This is a genomic window from Marinomonas sp. MED121 (assembly GCF_000153025.1).
GTDB lineage: Bacteria > Pseudomonadota > Gammaproteobacteria > Pseudomonadales > Marinomonadaceae > Marinomonas.
This window is the reverse complement of the sequence record NZ_CH672433.1, coordinates 261756-284698: the sequence shown is the minus strand read 5'-3', so window position 1 is coordinate 284698 and position 22943 is coordinate 261756. Positions and strand designations below refer to the sequence as shown.

16 protein-coding genes and 3 rRNA genes are annotated in these 22943 nt (G+C 41.9%); 9 read left to right on the top strand and 10 right to left on the bottom strand.

Annotated elements, in window-relative coordinates; genetic code table 11:
• Positions 1 to 67: 67 nt before the first annotated feature.
• From guaB to rrf, 9 genes are all read left to right on the top strand, one after another.
• On the top strand, positions 68 to 1537 hold the full coding sequence (gene guaB, locus MED121_RS19780) for an IMP dehydrogenase (RefSeq protein WP_009835549.1): 1470 nt from the start codon (positions 68 to 70) through the stop codon (positions 1535 to 1537).
• Positions 1538 to 1672: 135 nt separating this feature from the next.
• Entirely contained in the window at positions 1673 to 3250 is a 1578-nt protein-coding gene (gene guaA / locus MED121_RS19775; RefSeq protein WP_009835547.1) for a glutamine-hydrolyzing GMP synthase, read from the top strand.
• Positions 3251 to 3432: 182 nt separating this feature from the next.
• The gene (locus MED121_RS19770; protein ID WP_009835546.1) at positions 3433 to 4065 is read left to right on the top strand and encodes a DUF4956 domain-containing protein; all 633 of its coding nucleotides are present in this window, start codon (positions 3433 to 3435) and stop codon (positions 4063 to 4065) included.
• A 12-nt stretch (positions 4066 to 4077) separates the two neighbouring features.
• Positions 4078 to 6279 (top strand): hypothetical protein, encoded by a 2202-nt coding sequence (locus MED121_RS19765; RefSeq protein WP_009835545.1) that lies wholly within the window; start codon positions 4078 to 4080, stop codon positions 6277 to 6279.
• On the top strand, positions 6276 to 6875 hold the full coding sequence (locus MED121_RS19760) for a polyphosphate polymerase domain-containing protein (protein ID WP_009835544.1): 600 nt from the start codon (positions 6276 to 6278) through the stop codon (positions 6873 to 6875). Before MED121_RS19765 ends, MED121_RS19760 begins: the two co-directional genes overlap by 4 nt.
• A 127-nt stretch (positions 6876 to 7002) precedes the next feature.
• Entirely contained in the window at positions 7003 to 7725 is a 723-nt protein-coding gene (gene sfsA, locus MED121_RS19755; protein ID WP_009835543.1) for a DNA/RNA nuclease SfsA, read from the top strand.
• A gap of 405 nt (positions 7726 to 8130) precedes the next feature.
• Positions 8131 to 9671: ribosomal RNA gene (locus MED121_RS19750) — 16S ribosomal RNA — on the top strand.
• Positions 9672 to 10023: 352 nt separating this feature from the next.
• A 23S ribosomal RNA gene (locus MED121_RS19745) occupies positions 10024 to 12912 on the top strand.
• Positions 12913 to 13091: 179 nt separating this feature from the next.
• A 5S ribosomal RNA gene (rrf, locus tag MED121_RS19740) occupies positions 13092 to 13206 on the top strand.
• Together the 16S, 23S and 5S rRNA genes form the textbook arrangement of a ribosomal RNA operon.
• Before the next feature lie 72 nt (positions 13207 to 13278).
• On the opposite strand, the gene MED121_RS19735 is transcribed toward rrf, so the two are convergent.
• The 10 genes from MED121_RS19735 to MED121_RS19685 form a co-directional block, all read right to left on the bottom strand.
• Positions 13279 to 14393, bottom strand: a protein-coding gene (locus MED121_RS19735) for an IS3 family transposase (protein ID WP_085987748.1) whose coding sequence is annotated in 2 segments (ribosomal slippage) — positions 13279 to 14141 and positions 14141 to 14393 — 1116 coding nt in all. Because the reading frame shifts where the segments join, the coding sequence is not laid out codon by codon here.
• Positions 14394 to 15290: 897 nt separating this feature from the next.
• Positions 15291 to 16883, bottom strand: coding sequence for an amidohydrolase family protein (locus MED121_RS19725; RefSeq protein WP_009835540.1), 1593 nt, complete (start codon positions 16881 to 16883; stop codon positions 15291 to 15293).
• A gap of 43 nt (positions 16884 to 16926) precedes the next feature.
• The gene (locus MED121_RS19720) at positions 16927 to 17457 is read right to left on the bottom strand and encodes a DUF3833 domain-containing protein (protein WP_009835539.1); all 531 of its coding nucleotides are present in this window, start codon (positions 17455 to 17457) and stop codon (positions 16927 to 16929) included.
• Positions 17457 to 17951, bottom strand: coding sequence for a chalcone isomerase family protein (locus tag MED121_RS19715; RefSeq protein ID WP_009835538.1), 495 nt, complete (start codon positions 17949 to 17951; stop codon positions 17457 to 17459). Before MED121_RS19715 ends, MED121_RS19720 begins: the two co-directional genes overlap by 1 nt.
• A gap of 7 nt (positions 17952 to 17958) precedes the next feature.
• Positions 17959 to 18462: a DUF2878 domain-containing protein gene (locus MED121_RS19710; RefSeq protein ID WP_009835537.1), complete on the bottom strand. Its 504-nt coding sequence runs from the start codon at positions 18460 to 18462 to the stop codon at positions 17959 to 17961.
• Complete coding sequence (locus MED121_RS19705) at positions 18440 to 19726, bottom strand: cyclopropane-fatty-acyl-phospholipid synthase family protein (protein WP_009835536.1); 1287 nt, start codon at positions 19724 to 19726, stop codon at positions 18440 to 18442. The genes MED121_RS19710 and MED121_RS19705 overlap by 23 nt, the downstream gene beginning before the upstream one ends.
• A gap of 27 nt (positions 19727 to 19753) precedes the next feature.
• The gene (locus MED121_RS19700) at positions 19754 to 20512 is read right to left on the bottom strand and encodes a DUF1365 domain-containing protein (protein ID WP_009835535.1); all 759 of its coding nucleotides are present in this window, start codon (positions 20510 to 20512) and stop codon (positions 19754 to 19756) included.
• Positions 20509 to 21762, bottom strand: coding sequence for an FAD-dependent oxidoreductase (locus MED121_RS19695; protein ID WP_009835534.1), 1254 nt, complete (start codon positions 21760 to 21762; stop codon positions 20509 to 20511). Before MED121_RS19695 ends, MED121_RS19700 begins: the two co-directional genes overlap by 4 nt.
• A 3-nt stretch (positions 21763 to 21765) precedes the next feature.
• Positions 21766 to 22473 carry an SDR family NAD(P)-dependent oxidoreductase gene (locus MED121_RS19690; RefSeq protein ID WP_009835533.1) on the bottom strand — a complete coding sequence of 236 codons (708 nt, stop codon included), beginning with the start codon at positions 22471 to 22473 and terminating at the stop codon, positions 21766 to 21768.
• Positions 22470 to 22904, bottom strand: coding sequence for a nuclear transport factor 2 family protein (locus MED121_RS19685; protein WP_009835532.1), 435 nt, complete (start codon positions 22902 to 22904; stop codon positions 22470 to 22472). The genes MED121_RS19690 and MED121_RS19685 overlap by 4 nt, the downstream gene beginning before the upstream one ends.
• Positions 22905 to 22943 lie beyond the last annotated feature (39 nt).

The window sequence follows — 22943 nt, the reverse complement described above, 5'->3', positions numbered from 1 at the left end:
GGGCTTTCTCCGTTAGAATTACTTGCCATCTAAATCTACCCCAGTTGGCATTGGAAACCCTCCCATTATGTTACGAATCGCGCAAGAAGCTCTAACGTTTGACGACGTATTGCTTATACCAGGCTATTCCGAAGTTCTACCCAAGGATGTTAGCCTTAAAACCCGCATAACAAAAGACATTGAATTGAATTTACCGCTTGTTTCTGCGGCGATGGATACGGTTACAGAACACCGTATGGCTATCGCGCTAGCGCAAGAAGGTGGTATTGCGATTGTTCATAAAAACCTTTCTGTTGAAGAGCAAGCAGCTGAAGTACGTCGTGTTAAGAAGTACGAAAGCGGAATTGTTCGTGATCCGGTTACTATTAACCCTGAAGCCAGTGTTCGTGAGTTGGTTAAATTAACTGCCAGCCATAACATTTCCGGCGTACCTGTTGTTCAAGGCGATGATCTAGTAGGCATAGTGACTAGCCGTGACGTACGTTTCGTGAAAGATTTCGAACAATCTGTTGCTGATATCATGACGCCGAAAGAGCGTTTGGTAACAGTTGAAGAAGGCGCTTCAGCGGGTCAGGTTCGTAAACTATTACACGAACACCGTATCGAAAAAGTACTGATGGTAAATGCTGAGTTCGAACTACGCGGCATGATCACAGTAACGGATATCGATAAAGCAACGGCTTATCCTAATGCATGTAAAGATGACCAAGGTCGTTTACGTGTGGGTGCTGCTGTTGGTACGGGTGCTGATACTTCTGATCGTGTGACGGCTTTGGTTGAAGCAGGTGTTGATGTGATTGTTGTTGATACCGCTCACGGTCATTCTAAAGGTGTTATTGATCGCGTACGTTGGGTGAAAGAAAACTTCCCTCAAGTGCAAGTTATTGGTGGCAACATCGCTACAGCAGAAGCTGCTATTGCCTTGGCAAAAGCGGGCGCGGATGGTGTTAAAGTCGGTATAGGCCCTGGCTCTATTTGTACTACCCGTATTATCTCTGGTGTCGGTGTACCTCAAATTTCTGCTGTTGCCAATGTTGCAGCGGCGATGGCTGAGTATGATGTGCCTGTTATTGCTGATGGTGGTGTACGTTTCTCTGGTGATATTGCGAAAGCAATCGCAGCCGGCGCAAGTGTGATCATGGTTGGTGGTTTACTTGCAGGTACTGATGAAGCGCCAGGCGAAATTGTACTGTACCAAGGTCGTTCATTTAAATCTTACCGTGGTATGGGCTCTTTGGGCGCTATGGCACAATCTCAAGGTTCAAGTGATCGTTACTTCCAAGATGCGAAAGACGGTGTTGAGAAATTAGTGCCAGAAGGTATTGAAGGTCGTGTCCCTTGTAAAGGTCCTATGGTTGCGGTTGTTCACCAAATGATGGGCGGACTGCGCTCTTCAATGGGCTACACAGGTTCGGCTGATATTGAAGAAATGCGCACTAAAACGCAATTCTCTCGTATCACAGGTGCAGGTATTCGTGAAAGTCACGTACATGATGTGACTATTACTAAAGAAGCGCCGAACTATCACGCCGGCTAAGCGTGAAAGAAAGTTAAACTGAGATGGGGCGAATTAATCGCCCCATCTTTATTTTAAGAAGCTTAGGTTTTTATCAAAAACTCATTCAAAGACCTAGCTCAAAGACCCTAATGTCTATTAAAGAGTTAAAAAATTATGTCGCAAAATATCCACGCTCATAAAATTCTTATTCTTGATTTTGGTTCTCAGTACACTCAATTGATCGCCCGTCGTGTGCGTGAAATTGGTGTTTATTGTGAAGTCCGTGCTTTTGACATGGAAGATCAAGAAATTATCGAATTCGCTCCAAAAGGCATTATCCTAGCGGGTGGTCCAGAATCTGTTACTGAAGCAGGCTCTCCCCGTGCACCAGAATCTGTTTTCACCTTAGGTGTGCCAGTTCTAGGTATTTGTTATGGCATGCAGACTATGTCAGAACAACTAGGTGGTAAGGTTGAAAGTTCAGAATTACGTGAATTTGGTTACGCACAAATTCGCACACATGGCGATACTGGCCTATTAACTGACATTGTTGATCATGTTGCTAACAATGGTGTTCATCTTCTTGATGTGTGGATGAGCCATGGTGATAAAGTGACTGAAATGCCGACTGATTTTGCTTTAATGGCATCAACAGAAAGTTGCCCAATTGCAGGTATGGCAAACGAAGCGAAAAAATTCTACGGTTTACAGTTTCACCCTGAAGTAACACACACGAAGCAAGGTGGCGCTTTATTATCTCGTTTTGTGGTTGATATTTGTGAGTGTGAAACACTCTGGACACCCGATAATATTGCCACCGATGCGATTGAACGCATGCGCGAGCAAGTGGGTGATAAACAAGTATTGCTTGCGCTATCTGGTGGTGTTGATTCCTCTGTTGTTGCTGCGCTTCTTCATAAAGCCATTGGCGATCAGCTGACCTGTGTTTTCGTTGATAACGGCCTATTGCGTTTGAACGAAGGTGATCAAGTAATGGCTATGTTTGCAGAAAACATGGGTGTGAAAGTGATCCGTGTTGATGCAGAAGATCTTTTCTTATCTCGCCTTAAAGGTGAAGCAGATCCCGAAGCTAAGCGTAAGATTATTGGTAATAGTTTCATTGAGATTTTTGATGAAGAGTCATCAAAACTCAATGAAATTGAATTCTTAGCGCAAGGTACTATTTACCCTGATGTGATTGAGTCTGCTGCGTCTAAAACAGGTAAGGCACATGTTATCAAATCTCACCACAATGTGGGTGGATTACCTGATGATATGAAGATGGAGCTCGTTGAGCCACTACGTGAATTGTTTAAAGACGAAGTGCGTAAATTGGGTTTAGCCTTAGGCCTACCTTATGACATGGTTTATCGTCATCCTTTCCCAGGACCTGGCCTCGGTGTTCGCATTTTAGGCGAAGTTAAAAAAGACTATGCTGATATCCTGCGTCGCGCAGATGCTATCTTCATTGAAGAATTACGCCGTTCGGGTTGGTATGATAAAACAAGCCAAGCATTTGCTGTATTCTTGCCTGTTAAATCGGTAGGTGTCGTGGGTGATGGTCGTCGTTATGAGTATGTTGTTGCACTTCGTGCGGTTGAAACCATCGATTTTATGACTGCGCGTTGGGCGCACTTACCATACGAGCTACTAGAGACTGTGTCAGGTCGTATTATTAATGAGATTGAGCACATTTCACGTGTGACTTATGATGTTTCATCTAAGCCACCTGCAACAATCGAATGGGAATAATTTTCAATCGGTTGATGTAAATGCTTAAAAAAACGGCCCCCTTCTAATCTAAAGGAGGCCGTTTTTTCTGTGTGTAGAAAAAATGGATTTATTGTGTTGAGGTGGGAAGGTTTGTTATTTAAAGGTATAATCTTCCGAATTTTTGACAGTTAATAACTTAAGTATAAAATCAAGGGCTATAAATGGAAGACGTAACATTACAAATTGACCGGATTACAAGTATCTTCATACTGATTGGTGTATCTGTGTTTATTCGATTCTTACTTGAGCTTTTAGGGCAGCGTTGGATAACCACAATTGCTCATACTGCAACATTAGTATTACTCCCAATTATTACATTTGTTATAACAAAAGTAATTTCAGGCAATATTGCTTTGTCTCTTGGTATGGTTGGTGCGCTTTCTATTGTTAGATTCCGTAATCCAGTACGTTCGCCTTTAGAGTTATCAGTTTACTTTGGTGCTATCACAATGGGGATAGCAGCATCTGTTAATATTAAATGGCTGATCCTTTTAGTCGGTGCAGTAATTGTATCTGCTTTAGTACTTACTTGTATTCACTATATTAGCCGCTTTGTTTTTAATAGAAACTTCTTTAATGCATCATTTTCAGAAGGAAATTCATTAAGTACATTAGAGCTCACTATGTCTGAAGATTTAGATGTTTTGGATGAGAGCCAGTATTTAAAAGTGAAGCGTTTTTCAGGTGATGAATTTCATTATGTTCTTGTAGCTAGAAAACTAAGTGACTTACAAGGCATGCTATCTAAGCTTAATGGGTCAGATAGTTTGAAAAATTACCAACTGCACAAGTAAGGATTTAATTTAATGCTTAGGCTTATATTCACCTTTGTTCTGCTTGTTTTTGCAGTTAATGCAACAGCTGCCTGCAATTTTACAACAGCCAATTTTTTGTCTGAGCTTAATAACCCTAAATCGATTGAAAAAATTGAGGTGAGGGTTCCAAAAAGTGCAAAATTTGCACGGAACTTTACCAAAATACTAATTTCGAAATCTAAGAATATTCCGCCAGAACTTAAGAAAAATTTTAAAGCTATTGTGACTGTTAAGTATGAGTTTGGTAGTTGTAGTTATGACGCTAAAGTCAAGCAAAATGGTGACTGGAAAGACCATGTTAGCTTTATTGATGGCGGCCAACCACTTCGTTCTTTAAATGTAAAATTAAAAGAAGGTAATATCCTCAACGCTGTAAAGTTTAAACTTTTATTGCCAGAAACGCGTAATAACCTTAATGAAGTTCTCGGTTCAGTTTTTATGCGGGAGCTTGGTTTTATTTCACCTGAAACATTTCAAGTAAATACTGAAGTGAATGGAGTGAGGTCTCTTATGTTATTTCAAGAAGACCTTCGTAAAGAGCTTCTTGAACGCAACAACCGAAGAGAAGGGCCCCTATTTGAAGGTGATGAAAATCTGCTATGGTCTTATGAAGGGTTTGAAAATTTCGAGCTCGAATCGTTGGCTTTATCTCGTGTGAGTAATGATAAGTGGTTTCTAAAAGGTGGGAGCTCTCAACAAATAACATTGTCAGCATACTCTCTTCTACAAACAGCTTATTTAGACTACTCTCAGAATATTGAGGCCAGAAAAGATCATATTATTTTTCCAAATAATAGAGAGTCGAGCGTTTTTGATGATTATTTCTTTGCCCTGTTTGCTATGAATGGCATGCATGCGCTTCGTCCACATAATAGACGCTATTATTTCAATTCTTTTACCAATTTATTTGAGCCTGTTTATTATGATGGGAATATAAATTTACATGAGAAAGTAAGCTCTAAAAAAGCTGAGGCTTATATTATAAATGCTTTTAAAGTGGGTTATAAATTTCCATATCGAAATACATTTCTTGATAAAAAGTTTGCTAACACTTCTCTTGATGAGTTTAAAAATAGAGTCGTTATAAGTGATGAAGAGGCAAAACGTTTTTTTGATAAAGCACTTTCTCAAACAAATATTAGTATTGAAAGTTACCAAAAAAAAATTGATAAAAGAGCTGTTTTTTCTAGCGAATTTGAAGTTTCAGTATCTATTCAAGATAGTTATTTGAAGAAGCAGAAAGAGTTTGGTGTAAAGCAAACGAATATCACACTGTCTGAAATTACAGAATCAGGTTTTAACGTATTAAACGTTAATGGCGAAAAACATTCGCTCACAGTGGAAGAACTTGCATTAGTTGTTTCTGATAATGAGCTTAAGGACTCTCGATATACCCTATTTCCTAATACAATATCAAATGTTGAAAAATTAGATTCAGAAGTAACACGATTGCAATTGTTTGGTGGAGATATTTTGCATTCTAAAAACCTTTCCCTTGAAATAGATCAAGTTGCTAAGAAAATTCAAATACAACAACAGACTTCTAAGGATTGGGTATTGTTTCGTCATGTTAGTCTAAAAAATTGGAGTATAAGTTTTACTGGATCTAACAAGAGTCTGCCATCAGATGAAGCACAAACTCAAAGGTTCAATCGATATGGCATGACTGGTTGTTTGAACTTTTACCAAACTAAGTTTGAAAGTGTAAAAGTCAGTGCAGTTGATGGGGCATGTGAAGATAGCGTTAATATTGTGAATTCAAACGGAAATTTGGATTTAATTAGGATTACACGAGCCTATGCTGATGCTATAGATATTGACTTTTCAGAAGTAAAAATTGATAAGGTTGAGGTGAGCGGTGCTGGTAATGATTGCTTTGATGTTAGTGGTGGTCATTACAACCTTAATCAAGTAACACTCTCGAATTGCGGTGATAAAGGCATTTCCGTGGGTGAGAAATCACAATTAAATGCTAATAACCTTGTTCTTGATAATGCAGTATTAGGAGTCTCATCCAAAGATTTTTCTGAAGTGAAGATTAATCATGCAATATTTAACTCAGTGGGTGTGTGCTTGGAGGCAATGCAGAAAAAGCAAGAGTTTGGTGGTGCCCGCTTACTGGTAGAGTCATTAGAATGTGAAGGAGAATATATTCAAGATTCGAATTCAATAATCCTTCGAGAGGTACTATGAGTTTTCGAAAAGAGAAAAAGTATCGATTAACATATAGTGATATGTTGACTTTAAAGGCAAAATTGAAAGGTCATGGTATGACTCCCCTTTATCCAGCGAGGTTAATTAGTAGTTGTTATTTTGATACTCATGACCTTAGGCTTTATGAAGAATCAGAAGAAGGTGTATTACCTAGAAAGAAAATTAGGGTTAGGTGGTATAATAAGAACAATTCTTTTACTAAAGAGGTCAAAGTGTCATCGATAGAAGGCCGCTTTAAATATACTGAGAGACTAAGTTCATTATCGTCATTCTCAGAGCTAAATGATATGACCTTTTTTGATCAAGTGTATGGTAGCTTAAAGCCTGCTATTGTAGTTTCATATGAGAGAGAATATTACTCTTTGGGGACTCTAAGGGTAACTTTTGATTCTCAGATTAAGTATACAGATTGTCGGCTTCAGACTTTACCTAGCTATAGAGATGATGAGTGTGTAATGGAAGTAAAGGTGCCGATTGATTGTGAAGATGATTATATTGAAAGTATCATTTCCCATTCAACAGCTCGGTTTTCTAAGTACTCAAGAGGGTTACTTTTTTCTGATGGATCTATGTAAGCTGGATTAGACAAATCTATCTAAAGGTCTAAATGACTTTCCAATTTATAAATAAAACGGCCCTCTTCTAATAGAAGGGGGCCGTTTTTATTTAGACTTTAGTCAGTAATTAACAACAAGGTGTTTTATGAAATTCCCTAATCCTTTAATCGAAGCCAAGCTTATAAAGCGCTATAAGCGTTTTTTAACCGATGTTATTTTGCCTGATGGCAGTGAGATAACGGTTCATTGTCCTAATACGGGTTCAATGAAGCGGTGTATGCCTGAAAATGCACGCATCTGGATTTCAGATAGTCAGAATGACAGGCGTAAATATCGCCATACCTGGGAGTTGGTTGAAATTGATAATCAGCATCTTGCCTGCATTAATACGGGTTTACCGAATAAGCTAGTAAAAGAAGCCATTGATAATGGTGTGATTGAAGAGTTGCAGGGTTATCAAAACATTAAAGCAGAAGTGAAATATGGTGAGGCTAGCCGTATCGATTGGTTGCTATCCAATAATGAGGGGAAAGAGCTTTGTTATGTGGAAGTGAAAAATGCCACTTTATTAGAAGAAGGGGAGCTTGGTGAGGGCGGGCATGGTTATTTTCCTGATGCAGTGACTGATCGTGGTCGTAAGCACCTTTTTGAATTAGTCAATATGGTAAAACAGGGGCATAGAGCGGTACTTTGTTTTTGTGTGAGTCACACTGGTATCAATAAAGTCTCACCAGCAGCGCATATAGATGAGAAATACACTCAAGCATTGAAGGAAGTGATGGCGCAAGGGGTAGAGGTTATCGCTTATCGTGCACGAATCACTCCTGAAGAGATTGAATTAACACAAAAACTGCCTGTTATTGTTTAATAAATAAACAAATAGAAAAATAAATGCAATTATTTGCCTAAACGGTCAAAAAGCGCTTGCCATAAAAACTGAGATGTATATTATACGCATCCACTGACACGGGGTAGCAAACAAGACTACACCGACAAGCTACCAAGTAGCTAACTACAAACGTTCACTCTTATTTAGAAAATGTTTAGTAAGTCAGACGCTCTTTAAAATAGTTAATCAGATAATTTGTGTGGGCACTCGCTAGAGACTTCAGCAAGTTACTCGAGTTGTTAATTGCTACGGTAATTGATGTTCGAATGACTACAAAAATTTAGAAGTCTTACGAGAGTCGATACTAAAACGCTTTATGTTTGATTCATTAGTTTGGATCAAGTTTTAAAGTCAGCAGTAAAGATTTGAGTGAGCAATGATTTTAAACTGAAGAGTTTGATCATGGCTCAGATTGAACGCTGGCGGTAGGCTTAACACATGCAAGTCGAGCGGAAACGATGTAGCTTGCTACAGGCGTCGAGCGGCGGACGGGTGAGTAACGCGTAGGAATCTGCCTAGTAGTGGGGGACAACCTGTGGAAACGCAGGCTAATACCGCAAAAGCCCCTGAGGGGGAAAGGAGGGGATCTTCGGACCTTTCGCTATTATAATGAGCCTGCGTGAGATTAGCTAGTTGGTGAGGTAAAGGCTCACCAAGGCGACGATCTCTAGCTGGTCTGAGAGGATGATCAGCCACACTGGGACTGAGACACGGCCCAGACTCCTACGGGAGGCAGCAGTGGGGAATATTGGACAATGGGCGCAAGCCTGATCCAGCCATACCGCGTGTGTGAAGAAGGCCCTAGGGTTGTAAAGCACTTTCAGAAGGGAGGAAAGGGTGTTGCTTAATACGTAATATCTGTGACGTTACCTTCAGAAGAAGCACCGGCTAACTCTGTGCCAGCAGCCGCGGTAATACAGAGGGTGCAAGCGTTAATCGGAATTACTGGGCGTAAAGCGCGCGTAGGTGGTTTGTTAAGTCGGATGTGAAAGCCCAGGGCTCAACCTTGGAATTGCACCCGATACTGGCAGGCTAGAGTACGATAGAGGAGTGTGGAATTTCCTGTGTAGCGGTGAAATGCGTAGATATAGGAAGGAACATCAGTGGCGAAGGCGACACTCTGGATTGATACTGACACTGAGGTGCGAAAGCGTGGGGAGCAAACAGGATTAGATACCCTGGTAGTCCACGCCGTAAACGATGTCTACTAGCCGTTGGGTTGTAATGACTTAGTGGCGAAGCTAACGCGATAAGTAGACCGCCTGGGGAGTACGGCCGCAAGGTTAAAACTCAAATGAATTGACGGGGGCCCGCACAAGCGGTGGAGCATGTGGTTTAATTCGAAGCAACGCGAAGAACCTTACCTACTCTTGACATCCATAGAATTTAGCAGAGATGCTTAAGTGCCTTCGGGAACTATGAGACAGGTGCTGCATGGCTGTCGTCAGCTCGTGTTGTGAAATGTTGGGTTAAGTCCCGTAACGAGCGCAACCCTTGTCCTTATTTGCCAGCGAGTAATGTCGGGAACTTTAAGGAGACTGCCGGTGACAAACCGGAGGAAGGTGGGGACGACGTCAAGTCATCATGGCCCTTACGAGTAGGGCTACACACGTGCTACAATGGCGCATACAGAGGGCTGCGAACTTGCGAGAGTAAGCGAATCCCATAAAGTGCGTCGTAGTCCGGATTGGAGTCTGCAACTCGACTCCATGAAGTCGGAATCGCTAGTAATCGTGAATCAGAATGTCACGGTGAATACGTTCCCGGGCCTTGTACACACCGCCCGTCACACCATGGGAGTTGATTGCTCCAGAAGTAGCTAGCTTAACCCTTCGGGGAGGGCGGTTACCACGGAGTGGTCAATGACTGGGGTGAAGTCGTAACAAGGTAGCCCTAGGGGAACCTGGGGCTGGATCACCTCCTTAAACGATATGAAGCTCTGGTGAGTGTTCACACAAATTATCTGATGTAACCTTTTTTAAGACAGACTTTTTTAAGTCGAAGCAGAAAACGCTAAGCAAGTTGCTGTTCAATCATTAGATTGAAATAACAGTGCCTGACTTAGCGCTTTGCGCTAATTGCTCTTTAACAATTTAACTTTTTGAATAGATCGAAATAACAACACTCTCGTGTATTTATATACGTTAGTTTGTTATTTCAAAGACGATAATCAAGCGTCAAACCGGTGGAAACACTCTTTAACCTAGAGTGATTTTCAAATCGTAAATCCAACGAGACACAAAAGCTCGTTGGTATATAGACCCTTTTGGGTTATATGGTCAAGTGACCAAGCGTGCACGGTGGATGCCTTGGCAGTCAGAGGCGATGAAGGACGTGGTAATCTGCGAAAAGCTCGGGGGAGTTGATAAACAAGCGTTAATCCCGAGATGTCCGAATGGGGAAACCCACCCGCTTGCGGGTATCGTATGGTGAATACATAGCCATACGAGGCGAACCCGGGGAACTGAAACATCTAAGTACCCGGAGGAAAAGAAATCAACCGAGATTCCCTAAGTAGCGGCGAGCGAACGGGGATTAGCCCTTAAGTTAGATTGGTGTTAGTAGAAGGCTCTGGAAAGTGCCGCCGTAGAGAGTGAAAGCCTCGTATACGAAAATGCCCTTTTAATGAAAACGAGTAGGACGGGACACGTGGTATCCTGTCTGAATATGGGGGGACCATCCTCCAAGGCTAAATACTCCTGACTGACCGATAGTGAACCAGTACCGTGAGGGAAAGGCGAAAAGAACCCCTGTGAGGGGAGTGAAATAGATCCTGAAACCGTGTACGTACAAGCAGTGGGAGCGGACTTGTTCCGTGACTGCGTACCTTTTGTATAATGGGTCAACGACTTATTTTCAGTAGCAAGGTTAATCGAATAGAGGAGCCGTAGGGAAACCGAGTCTTAATAGGGCGTATAGTTGCTGGGAATAGACCCGAAACCGGGCGATCTATCCATGGGCAGGTTGAAGGTTGGGTAACACTAACTGGAGGACCGAACCCACGTATGTTGAAAAATGCGGGGATGACTTGTGGATAGGAGTGAAAGGCTAATCAAGCTCGGAGATAGCTGGTTCTCCTCGAAAGCTATTTAGGTAGCGCCTCGTATCTCACCATTGGGGGTAGAGCACTGTTTGGGCTAGGGGGTCATCCCGACTTACCAACCCCATGCAAACTCCGAATACCAATGAGTGCAATTACGGGAGACACACGGCGGGTGCTAACGTCCGTCGTGGAAAGGGAAACAACCCAGACCGTCAGCTAAGGTCCCAAAGTTACAGTTAAGTGGGAAACGATGTGGGAAGGCTTAGACAGCTAGGAGGTTGGCTTAGAAGCAGCCATCCTTTAAAGAAAGCGTAATAGCTCACTAGTCGAGTCGGCCTGCGCGGAAGATATAACGGGGCTAAACTGTACACCGAAGCTACGGATGCTTAGTTTACTAGGCATGGTAGAGGAGCGTTCTGTAAGCCGTTGAAGGTCAAGCTGTAAGGCAGGCTGGAGGTATCAGAAGTGCGAATGTTGACATGAGTAACGATAAGGGGAGTGAAAAACTCCCCCGCCGGAAGACCAAGGTTTCCTGTCCCATGTTAATCAGGGCAGGGTGAGTCGGCCCCTAAGGCGAGGCAGAAATGCGTAGTCGATGGGAAACAGGTTAATATTCCTGTACTTGCATATATTGCGATGGAGAGACGGAGAAGGCTAGGCCAGCACAGCGATGGTTGTCTGTGTTTAAGGCGGTAGGCTGGTGACTTAGGTAAATCCGGGTTGCCTTTAAGGCCGAGAACTGATGACGAGCCCTCTTTTGGGTGAAGTGGTTGATGCCATGCTTCCAGGAAAAACTTCTAAGCTTCAGATATATGGGAACCGTACCCCAAACCGACACAGGTGGTCAGGTAGAGAATACCAAGGCGCTTGAGAGAACTCTGGTGAAGGAACTAGGCAAAATGGTACCGTAACTTCGGGAGAAGGTACGCCGATTTTGGTGATGGCACTTGCTGCTTAAGCTGAGATTGGTCGAAGATACCAGGTGGCTGCGACTGTTTATTAAAAACACAGCACTCTGCAAACACGAAAGTGGACGTATAGGGTGTGACGCCTGCCCGGTGCTTGAAGGTTAATTGATGGGGTTAGCTTAGGCGAAGCTCTTGATCGAAGCCCAAGTAAACGGCGGCCGTAACTATAACGGTCCTAAGGTAGCGAAATTCCTTGTCGGGTAAGTTCCGACCTGCACGAATGGCGTAACGATGGCCACACTGTCTCCACCAGAGACTCAGTGAAATTGAAATCGCAGTGAAGATGCTGTGTATCCGCGGCTAGACGGAAAGACCCCGTGAACCTTTACTATAGCTTCACAGTGAACTTTGAGCCTACTTGTGTAGGATAGGTGGGAGGCTTTGAAACCCGGACGCTAGTTCGGGTGGAGCCACTCTTGAAATACCACCCTGGTATGTTTGAGGTTCTAACTCAGGTCCCTAATCGGGATCGAGGACACTGTGTGGTGGGTAGTTTGACTGGGGCGGTCTCCTCCCAAAGAGTAACGGAGGAGCACGAAGGTGTGCTCAGCATGGTCGGAAATCATGCGAAGAGTGTAAAGGCAAAAGCGCGCTTAACTGCGAGACAGACACGTCGAGCAGGTACGAAAGTAGGTCTTAGTGATCCGGTGGTTCTGTATGGAAGGGCCATCGCTCAACGGATAAAAGGTACTCCGGGGATAACAGGCTGATACCGCCCAAGAGTTCACATCGACGGCGGTGTTTGGCACCTCGATGTCGGCTCATCACATCCTGGGGCTGAAGCCGGTCCCAAGGGTATGGCTGTTCGCCATTTAAAGTGGTACGCGAGCTGGGTTTAGAACGTCGTGAGACAGTTCGGTCCCTATCTGCCGTGGACGTTTGAGATTTGAGAGGAGCTGCTCCTAGTACGAGAGGACCGGAGTGGACGAACCTCTGGTGTTCCGGTTGTCACGCCAGTGGCATTGCCGGGTAGCTACGTTCGGACGGGATAACCGCTGAAAGCATCTAAGCGGGAAGCCTCCCTCAAGATGAGATCTCACTGGAACTTTAAGTTCCCTAAAGAGCCGTTGAAGACTACGACGTTGATAGGCAGGGTGTGTAAGTGCTGTGAGGCATTGAGCTAACCTGTACTAATTGCTCGTGAGGCTTGACCATATAACGCCAAAATGGTTTAGCGTTATATTACGATTTAGAATGATGGTAAGACATCGCAAGCTGGTTTGAGGCTTGGTTATCGTTACTATTCAAAGAGTTATTGTTAAAGCATAAGCAAATTCGAGTATGAATGAGCCGTCTAAAGAGACATTAAGACTCAAACATCTCAAACAGAATTTCTTGATAATCACAGAGCGTCTGAACCACCTGATCCCATCCCGAACTCAGAAGTGAAAAGTCGCATCGCCGATGGTAGTGTGGGAGTTCCCATGTGAGAGTAGGTCGTTATCAAGATTAAAATCTAAAAAGCCTGATCTTATGATCAGGCTTTTTTTTGCCTAAAATTTATCGGTAATCCCCCCATTTTTAATGGAGTTCAGGTGTAGACTTTAAAGTTTGCGTTAAACGCCTTTTTTGTATCGGTGTAATGCCACCAATGCCCATGTTAGGTCGCTCGTTATTGTAAGTCCATAACCAGTGCGTTGCTTTATCTTGAAGCGCTTTAATATCTTCGTACAAGTAATGACTCAGCCAATCATATCTCACTGTACGGTTAAATCGCTCTATATAAGCGTTTTGCTGTGGTTTGCCAGGTTGGATAAAACTGAGCTCAATGCTGTTTTCTTGTGCCCAACTTGCCAGCTTCTCACTGATATACTCAGGGCCATTATCACACCGTATCGCTTTAGGTTTACCTCGCCACTCAATAATCTGATTGAGTGCGCGTATAACACGTTCTGCTGGTAAGGATAGGTCCGCATCAATAGTTAACCCTTCTCGATTAAAGTCATCAATCACGTTAAACAAACGGCAACGTCGACCATCTGAGAGTTGATCATGCATAAAATCCATTGACCAACATTCATTGATTTGTTCTGGCACCGCTAAGGGTTCAGGCTTTTCACGGACTAAGCGTTTATGAGGTTTGATGCGCATGTTGAGCTGTAGCTCACGATAAATACGGTAAACACGCTTATGGTTCCATGGATAACCACAGACATTTCTGAAGTAGAGAAAACATAGCCCAAAGCCCCAGTTACGCTGATTTTGAGTCAGCCCGATTAATTGCTCAACAATCAACTGATTCTCATCATTAAGTTTAGGCTGATAACGGTAGCAGGTCTCGCTGATCTTAAACGTCCGACAGGCAGATGCAATACTGAGGTGATAAGTCACCACAGCCTGTTTGGCCATCGGCTTGCGGTCAGCGGCCTTCACCACTTTTTTGCCATGGCTTCCTGTATGATCTCTGCCTTGAGTTTTTCTTCGGCATACATCTTTTTAAGACGACGGTTTTCTTCTTCGAGTTCTTTCATTCGAGTGATTAAAGAGGCATCCATACCACCGTACTTGGCTCGCCACTTATAAAAGGTCGAATTACCAATGCCATGCTCGCGACACAGCTCCGCCACGGGCACTCCTGCCTCGGCTTGGTTTAAGATGCCCATGATTTGACTGTCTGAATAGGTTTTATTTTTCATCGTGATCTCCTAGTAATTAGCTTATTAGAAAACTCTACGACTGACCTCTATTATTTTTCGGGGGGATTACCGCATTACACCGATACAAAAAAGGCGTTTAACGCAAACTTTAAAGTCTACACCTGAACTCCATTAAAAATGGGGGGATTACCATCAAAACACTTTTTATAACTCATTAATTTAATTGGGTTTTGAAATTTAGTATAGGCAAGCCCCTAGGATATTAATGAGAGAGTTTTCTTGATAACCACAGAGTCATTGATGATCCCATCCCGCTTCCTAACCCAAATACAGTAGTAAAAAGAGGCATCGCCAATGGTCGTGTGGGAGTTCCTCTTTGTATACTTCAACATCCCCTAGTTGGCATTAAAGACAATAAATACTTTATGTCTAATACAGCTAGTTATCAAGATGACTTCAGCCACTGAATTAATCTAGGTAACCCCGCTTCCTATTCCAACTACAGAAGTCGCTCTTTATTAGCCAGGCTACGCATAACATCGCCAATGCTTTTTATAGAGAATGAGGGGGGGCTTCTTTGTAGTTTTAAACATCGCCTAGCAGGCATGAAAGATCATAAATACTTTATGCCCAATACAGCCAGTTATCAAGATGACTTCAACCACTGAACTTATCTAGGTAATCCCGCTTCCTATTCCACTACAGAAGTAGCTCTCTATTAGCCACGCTACGCATAACATCGCCAATGCTTTTTATAGAGAATGAGGGGGGTCTTCTTTGTAGTTTTAAACATCGCCTAGCAGGCATGAAAGATCATAAATACTTTATGCCTAATACAGCCAGTTATCAAGATGACTTCAGCCACTAAACCTTATCTATAGCCATGATTAGCATTTCTTGATAATCACAGAGCCGTTGATTGATGACATGGGTTGCTTATCGTTCAAAAACAATCTTACCGCTGGTCATTGTCATGACAGGGGATATGCTGGCAATTTCTGTTTCTGGGATGCTCATAATATCCTTGTCTAAAACCACAAGATCAGCGAGTTTGCCGACTTCGAGAGAGCCTAACTTGTCTTCCATAAAGAGAAGCTTTGCATTGCTTATTGTGTGGGCAATGAGAGCGTCTTTGCGTGAAATACGTTGTTTTGTATTCCAGCCAGTGCCGCCTGCTATGTTCTGGCCTGTGACTACCCAACCTAAAGTGAGGAAGGGGTTATAAGGCGCTACGACAGCGGCATCAGAGCCTAGCCCCCAAAGAACACCAGAGCGTTGAATACTGCCAAGAGGCGGTGCATTGCGTGTTGAGGATGACATCATGGATTGGGAGTGAACGGCTAAGGCAATGCCCAGTTTATTGGCTTTTTCTAACAAGCCTTCATCCATGCCGTTTGCATGGGCGATGGTCCAACGAAGATTAGTGACATTGGGTGTCTCTTCAGCGATATCTTCTACTAGGTCTATAAACTGCTTAGCGGTGGTTTTACTCTTTATATGTTCATGTATGGGCCAGCCAGATTTAGCGCCTGCTATGGCAATATCGCTAAAGGGCCCCCAAGTGCTATTGTTCCACGATTTTTTGGTTCTAATGGTGTCGTAAACAGGGTTATAGATGTGCTCGCCTAAGCCGATCAAGCCAAACTGATCGCTATTTGATAATGGCTTGTGATGGCTTGATTTAATTAAAGCGATAGCGTCTTTAGCCGTTTTGCTGTTTCTAGCGGTATAGCGAAGAGAGTGAAATACCCTAACAGGTAAAAGACCTTGTTGAGCGAGTGCTCCAACTGGGGCTAACTTGCCATCGGATTCTCTACCAACATCATATACCGTGGTAATTCCCATTTGGTTTAGCACCTTCATATAAGTGAGGATAGCTTTCGGGCTAGAGCTTTTGTTGTACCAGCTGACTTCATTTGTGAAGACTTTGACCTTGTCTCTGCCTTTAACTCTAGCGCTGCTTGAGCTGATATTGACTGCTTTTAATGCTGCGGTGTTGGCATAAGCTGTTGAGTAGGTTTGCATTAAGAAAATGGGGTTATTTGGTGCTGCTTGGTCTAGCTCAGCTAAAGTGAAAACCTTGCTATCATCTAAAAATTGTTCATTTGTCCAGCCACCTATTACCGTAATCCATTGGCCTTTGGCGATGGATTGGCTTCTTTTGTGAATTAAATCCAAAGCTTCTTGTTTACTACGAATACCATCTAGCCTGACTTCATATTGATAATTCCATACACTTCGAACAAAGTGGAAGTGATTATCTATCAAGCCAGGAATAACCGTTTTTCCATTGAGTTGAATGGTCTGTGTATTGGTGCCTTTATATTGATTAATTAAGTCAGAACTACCAACAGCGATAATTTTCCCGTTAGCAATAGCAAGGCTATTAGCGCTGGAAAAATCTTGATCCAGCGTTAATATCTTACCGTTTGTGAGTATGGTATCAGCATAATTTGCTAGGCTATGTGAGCTAAATACAAGGTTAATTAAGAAAATCAAAGACAGTCTTTTAACTATTGTGATCATCATGTAGCTGCTTTTTCATTGGACGAGCTTTTAATGATAGCTGGAATTAAACTTTTTCAATATAAATAAGGATTTCTCCCACTTTAAATCCAAATTTCGTCATATCTGTTTTATTGAAAAGACGGTTTTGATCCAGTAAAAACATCCAATCATCCAATGTGACAGTATAGTTTTCGCCTTCAACCTCAATCTCAAGGTCATATTGCCAATAAAGTGCCGAGCCTTGGGTGCGACCTTGAGCGATACCAATAACATCAGCAGCTTGTCCTGTGTATTGGTTGTCAGCAATCTTCTCTAGTTGCCAGATTCTGATAGACTTCTCACCATCATCAAACTCAAACCATTCTTTTATTTCACCTTTGTTACCTTGCCAATCCGCTAGCATTTTTACATCAAAGCGTCTTAATAAGTTCCCTGATCTGTCTAATACCATGCCATAAGCAACAAGCTCACCTTGAAAAAAAGTTTCTAATTTAAGCTCAGGAGAACTGCCGATATGCTTATCTAAACTGGGTGAACTACAGGCTATGATGGTCAGACTTAGAAAAAGGAAAAAGGCTGTTTTAATTAACGTCATTACTGTGATGCTCCCAATAGCTGTTGTCTTAATTTAGGCTCCGAGGTGTTTTCGGATAGCCAAATTGCCATAAAGGCTGGGCCAAATGTTGTGTCTTGAATCTCGCCTATCGGTTCAAGGTTAAAATAAAACTGACTTATTCCTTGTGAGTCTAATTTAAGAATCAAGCTGTCTTGTTTCTGCACGTCTGGAAATAAGCTGGCTAAGGGCTTAAGCCATTTAGCAATCTCTTCATTTTGGTAATCAAGGTGCTCCCATTGGTCCTTGGTCGCTTCGACTAAGGCTTTACTTGATATGTCTTTTTGATAAATCAGCTTTAGCGCAATTTCCTCTTGGTCATTTAAATCTGCTTGCTGATTGGTAGCGTAGAGCTCAGCTTGATATAAGGTCCAAAATAAATAGGTCATCTCCCCTTGGCCTAATTTTGTTAAATGCTCAATGGGAGTGGCATAAGCCTTTGTACTGATGAGTAAGAGTAATAACCAATATTTCATAAATCACCTAGTTTGATAAAGCCCCAGACCTATTAAGGCGCCGATAAGTCATGACAAGCAGCGGAAAAGTGATACTCCAAGTAATGGCTAAGCTGGTTAAGGTTTCGCTTGCTGATAGATCGCTTGTTAACGCCCCTGTTTTTATTCCACCCCAATAACTTAAGCTGCCTCCAATCGCCCCTATTATGGCTAGCAGCCAATAGGCTTGTTTGGTAAACCAAGCAAAGCTGTGATTAAAGCTGATGCTAAACATCCCCCAAAGCAGGATCAGCCAAAGAGGAAAAAAGTGTCCATTGGCTTTAAAGGTGCCAAGATAAAAATGCAGGCTATCAATGCAAACCCCAATAACAATCAGTATGAGTAATCTCGCATCAGCCTTAGGGCTGGGTGATAAATAAAAATTCAAGCAAATGAAAGCAAAAATAATGGGGGCAGCATATGGGGTGAAAAAAGCGGCTGCCAACCAACTTGCTTGAAATAAAACGAGATTAATAAGCCAAAACAACTTCATCTTCAGCGCCCTGATATCTTGGTTTTCTCGCGACGATATGGTGAGTACTAATGACTCTTTCTAGGAAAGCGCCTTCACAATAACTAAAATAAAATAACCAGAGGCGTTTAAACTCTTCGTTATAACCCAGTTTTTTTAGATTATTCCACTCTTCTTCAAAGGCTTTTCTCCAGTCATCTAAAGTGCGCGCATAATGTAAGCCGATATCATTAATTTGGTGAACAACCATGTCGGTGCTTTTTTCAAAGTGACGCGACATTTCAGCAATAGAAGGCAGGCAGCCTCCTGGAAAAATATATTTTTGGATGAAGTCCACGCCTTTGCGATATTGGTCATAGCGAGTATCAGCAATGGTAATAGATTGCAGTAACATCTTACCGTTAGGCTTAAGCAGGTTTGAGCAAGTGGAAAAGAAAGTCGGTAGGTATTCATGGCCTACTGCTTCAATCATTTCAATAGAGACTAGCTTGTCGTATTGGCCATCGAGTTTACGGTAGTCTTTTTTAAGTAAAGTAATCTTATCTTCTAGGCCAAGTGCACTCACTTTTTTCTGAGCAAAATCAAACTGGGCATCTGAAATAGTCGTAGTCGTGACTTTGCAGCCGTAATTTTGTGCCATATAAATGGCAAGGCCACCCCATCCCGTTCCGACTTCAATTACATGGTCTTTTTCAGTTAAGCTAAGGCGTTCGCAAATGGTTCGCATCTTGTTATCTTGGGCTTGGCTGATAGTTTGAGCCTCTTCACTATAGATGGCTGAAGAGTATTGCATTGATGCATCTAAGAAGCGCTCGTATAAATCATTACCTATATCATAGTGAGCCAAAATATTGCGTTTAGAACCCTGCTCTGAGTTAGTGTTTTTACGTCTTAGTAACAGGTTTTTAAACTTAGAAAGCCACTTCATTTTGCTTTCTATCTTATCTAATTCTTGTGAGTTTCTAGCCATCACCTGAATCACCTTGGTCAGATTGGGGCTAGTCCATTTAGCATCGATAAATGCTTCAGCCGCACCTATACTGCCTCCAATGAGAATATCTTGATACAAGCTCGCATCATGAATAATCATTTGGCCTTTCAGCTTTGAATTCGTGTCTCCAAATAGATGGCTGTTGGACCCTTCAACCAATTCTAATTGCGCCCCTTCTAGGTGTTTGAGTAGACCAAAAACAATTCCTCGATAATGAGAAAGCTTGCTACCAGTTAGATTGACACTGGGTGAATTTTTACTAAATTCTTGTCTTTGTTTAATAATATTTTCCATGTAAAGCCTCATATCATAATCATTAAATTAGGTCTTAGAGCTTGAATCTGGGTGTGAAACAAAAGGTACGCGTTTGATAAAAAGCTTGAGCGCTTGCCAATAAATACTGACAAGAATTTTGAGTGTCATTGAGGGTAAAGACACTAAGGTTGCTCGTAATTGTTTTGCTTCTAACGCCTGTTTTTTTAGGGTTAAGGTGGCATCAAATACCTTGCTTGTTTGATGATTTTCAATGTGTACCATGGCTTTATTTTCAGGTGGTGTAATTTGCCAATGGTAGTCCATATCCATTTCCATAAAGGGTGATACATGAAAGTCTTTTTTTACCTTCATCTTTGAACCTATTGGAATGAGATAATAGTGCCTTTCACGCCATGGGGTATTACTGACTTCAGCCAACATATATTGGCACTCATTCTTTTTGTTGTAGCAAAAGTAAAAATTGATTGGACTAAAATAGAGACCAAAACAGCGACATTGTGCCAGCATCATGACACGCTGTTGTTGTGACCAATCACCGCCTAAGCTTTTAATCTTGGTTTCAATGCGTTGCTTTAAGCTGCCGTTTTCGTATTTGATATAATCTTTTTCTTGAAAGCGAATGGCATGAAACCAATGCTTACCAAATAACCGGCTCATTTTATTCGCTTGTTCTAATTCATCTAAGTCTAATCCCATCATATAAATACGATAGCTAAACTGATGAAAGATTTTGGCATAGCGTCTATGACGAACGCTGCCAGAATAGATACCACTGTTAAGAGGCGCCTTTTCGCTGCTTGTCATAGTGATGCTCCAAAGCGCTTTGTCACATCTATTGCACTTTTTACGCCATCTTCATGGAAGCCGTTGTACCAATAAGCGCCAACAAAATGGGTATTTTTTTGACCGCATATAAGGTGTCTTTGGTTTTGCGCATTCACACTTTGAGTGTTAAGTACTGGGTGGTGATAGGTGAAGGATTGAATAACTTTATCTGCATCAATTGCCGCGTCTTGATTAAGTGTGACGCAGAAAGTCGAATCGCTTTTGATGCCTTGTAATATATTCATAATATAGGTGACACAAGCAGGATGATCTGAGGCTTTATCAAGCCTGTAATTCCAACTTGCCCATGCCAGTTTTCGTTTAGGCAGTAGCTTGGTATCAGTATGTAAGGTCACCTGATTTTGACTATATGGAATACCTGCCAATATTGCTTGTTCGTCTTGACTAGGGTCGCCCAGTAGCCCTAATGCCTGATCTGAATGGCAAGCAAAGATAACCTCGTCAAACGTTTTCATCTCACCATTATTAAAGGTGATATGCACTGCATCTGTCTCACGGATAACTTGACTAATCTGGCTATTTAACTGGATTGGCTGTTTTAGCTTACCTATGATTTTGGTTACATAGCTACGTGATCCACCTTCGACAACATACCATTGAGGACGGTCGACAATGTTTAGAAGTCCATGATGAAAGAAAAATTGAACAAAGAACTTAAGCTCGAACTGTTCCATTTCTTGTAAACTGGTTGACCAAATGGCAGCGCCCATTGGCAAAATGTAATGCTCAGCAAAAAAGTCTGAAAAATCGTGCTTTGCTAAAAACTCACCTAAAGTCTTTGCTTGGCTAAAATCATTAGCATGAAAAACGCTTTTGCAAAGGCGATTAAACTTCACAATCTCAAAAATTAGCTTCCAGAATTTAGGTTTTAGTAGATTACGTCTTTGTGCAAATAGGGTATTAATTGTGTGTCCATTATATTCAAACCCTGATTTTGGGTTATGGACACTAAAACTCATTTCTGTCTCTTTTTTGTTGACTCCAAGTTTGGTGAGTAACTTGATGAAATTGGGGTAGGTTCTGTTATTGAAAACAATAAAGCCCGTATCAATCGCGAATTTTTCACCCTTGTGCTCGATATCTATGGTCGCTGTATGCCCACCAACATAATGGTTTTTCTCATAGACAGTCACATTGTGTTCTGAATCGAGTAAATGAGCACAAGTAAGTCCCGAAATTCCAGAGCCTATAATGGCAATATTCTTCATTTTTTATACCATCCTTGCTGCAAGTCGTTGCCAAAGTGTAAGAGGGAGAAAGCTTAAGCATTTCATTAGGAACACAAAGAAGAAGGGAAAATTAATTTCTGCTTTGCCCTTTGCTATTCCCTGAATAATTTTGTCTGCTGCTTGTTTGCTATTAACTAACATAGGCATAGGAAAATTATTCTTTTGGGTTAAAGGGGTGTCTACAAACCCAGGGTGAACCGTGGTGACCTCTATATCATGCTCTTTAAGTGAGATTGAAAGGGTTTTACCTAAGTAGGTTAAGCCTGCTTTTGACGTGCCATAGGCTTCGGCTCTTGGCAGAGGTAAAAGTGCGGCACTTGAGCTTATGAGCACTAAGCGCCCCTTTTTATTGACTTTTTTGAGCCACTTTTCTAGCCCATGTGCGACCGATATAAGATTGATATTAATAACTCGCTCAAACATTTTTGCATCAAAATTCAAACTGTCATCTATGTATTCGCAATCGCCTGCATTAAAAATCAGCATGTCTATCTGTGAGTCTAAATCGGGGTAATCTTGATACTGAGTAAGGTCAAAACATAGGCTTGTGATATTTTGATTTAGTGATATTAATTGCTTTAATTTAGAGGGATTTCGGCCACAAGCGATGACCTGATGACCAAGGTTTGCATAAGCGATCGCGAGTTGGTAACCAATACCTGAGGTTGCGCCTGTTATCATAATTTTCATGCTTGGCTCGCTCTATTTTTAATGCTTGTAATCAAGCGTCCTAAAAGAGGGATTTGCTCGTATAACATGGCACCAAGGTCTAAATAATCTCGATGAAAAATAACCTTGTCGTCTTGGCTTTTTATGTGTGAGTGTCCTTGTACCTTGATCGGTCTTTTCTTATTTAATTTTTGATGGCAAAAGGTCATGGTCCAATAAATAGCGGCCTCATTTTCTGCCTCCAATACTTCTTCAACCACAAATTGACAGTGACTCACTTTGGTATAGAGTTCGTCAAAATAATTAAGAAGCTCATCTAAACCCTGTAAATGGTGCATAGGGTCGATAAACTCTATGTCTTGGTGATACACCTCTTTTAGCAAGTGCAGGTTATTTGTGCCGAGTTTGCTATAAGTTGTTATAAAGTTATCTAGCCACAAGGTGCTTGCCATTATGAGTGCCTTTTTATTTATTGCGGTTTTAGATTGTCT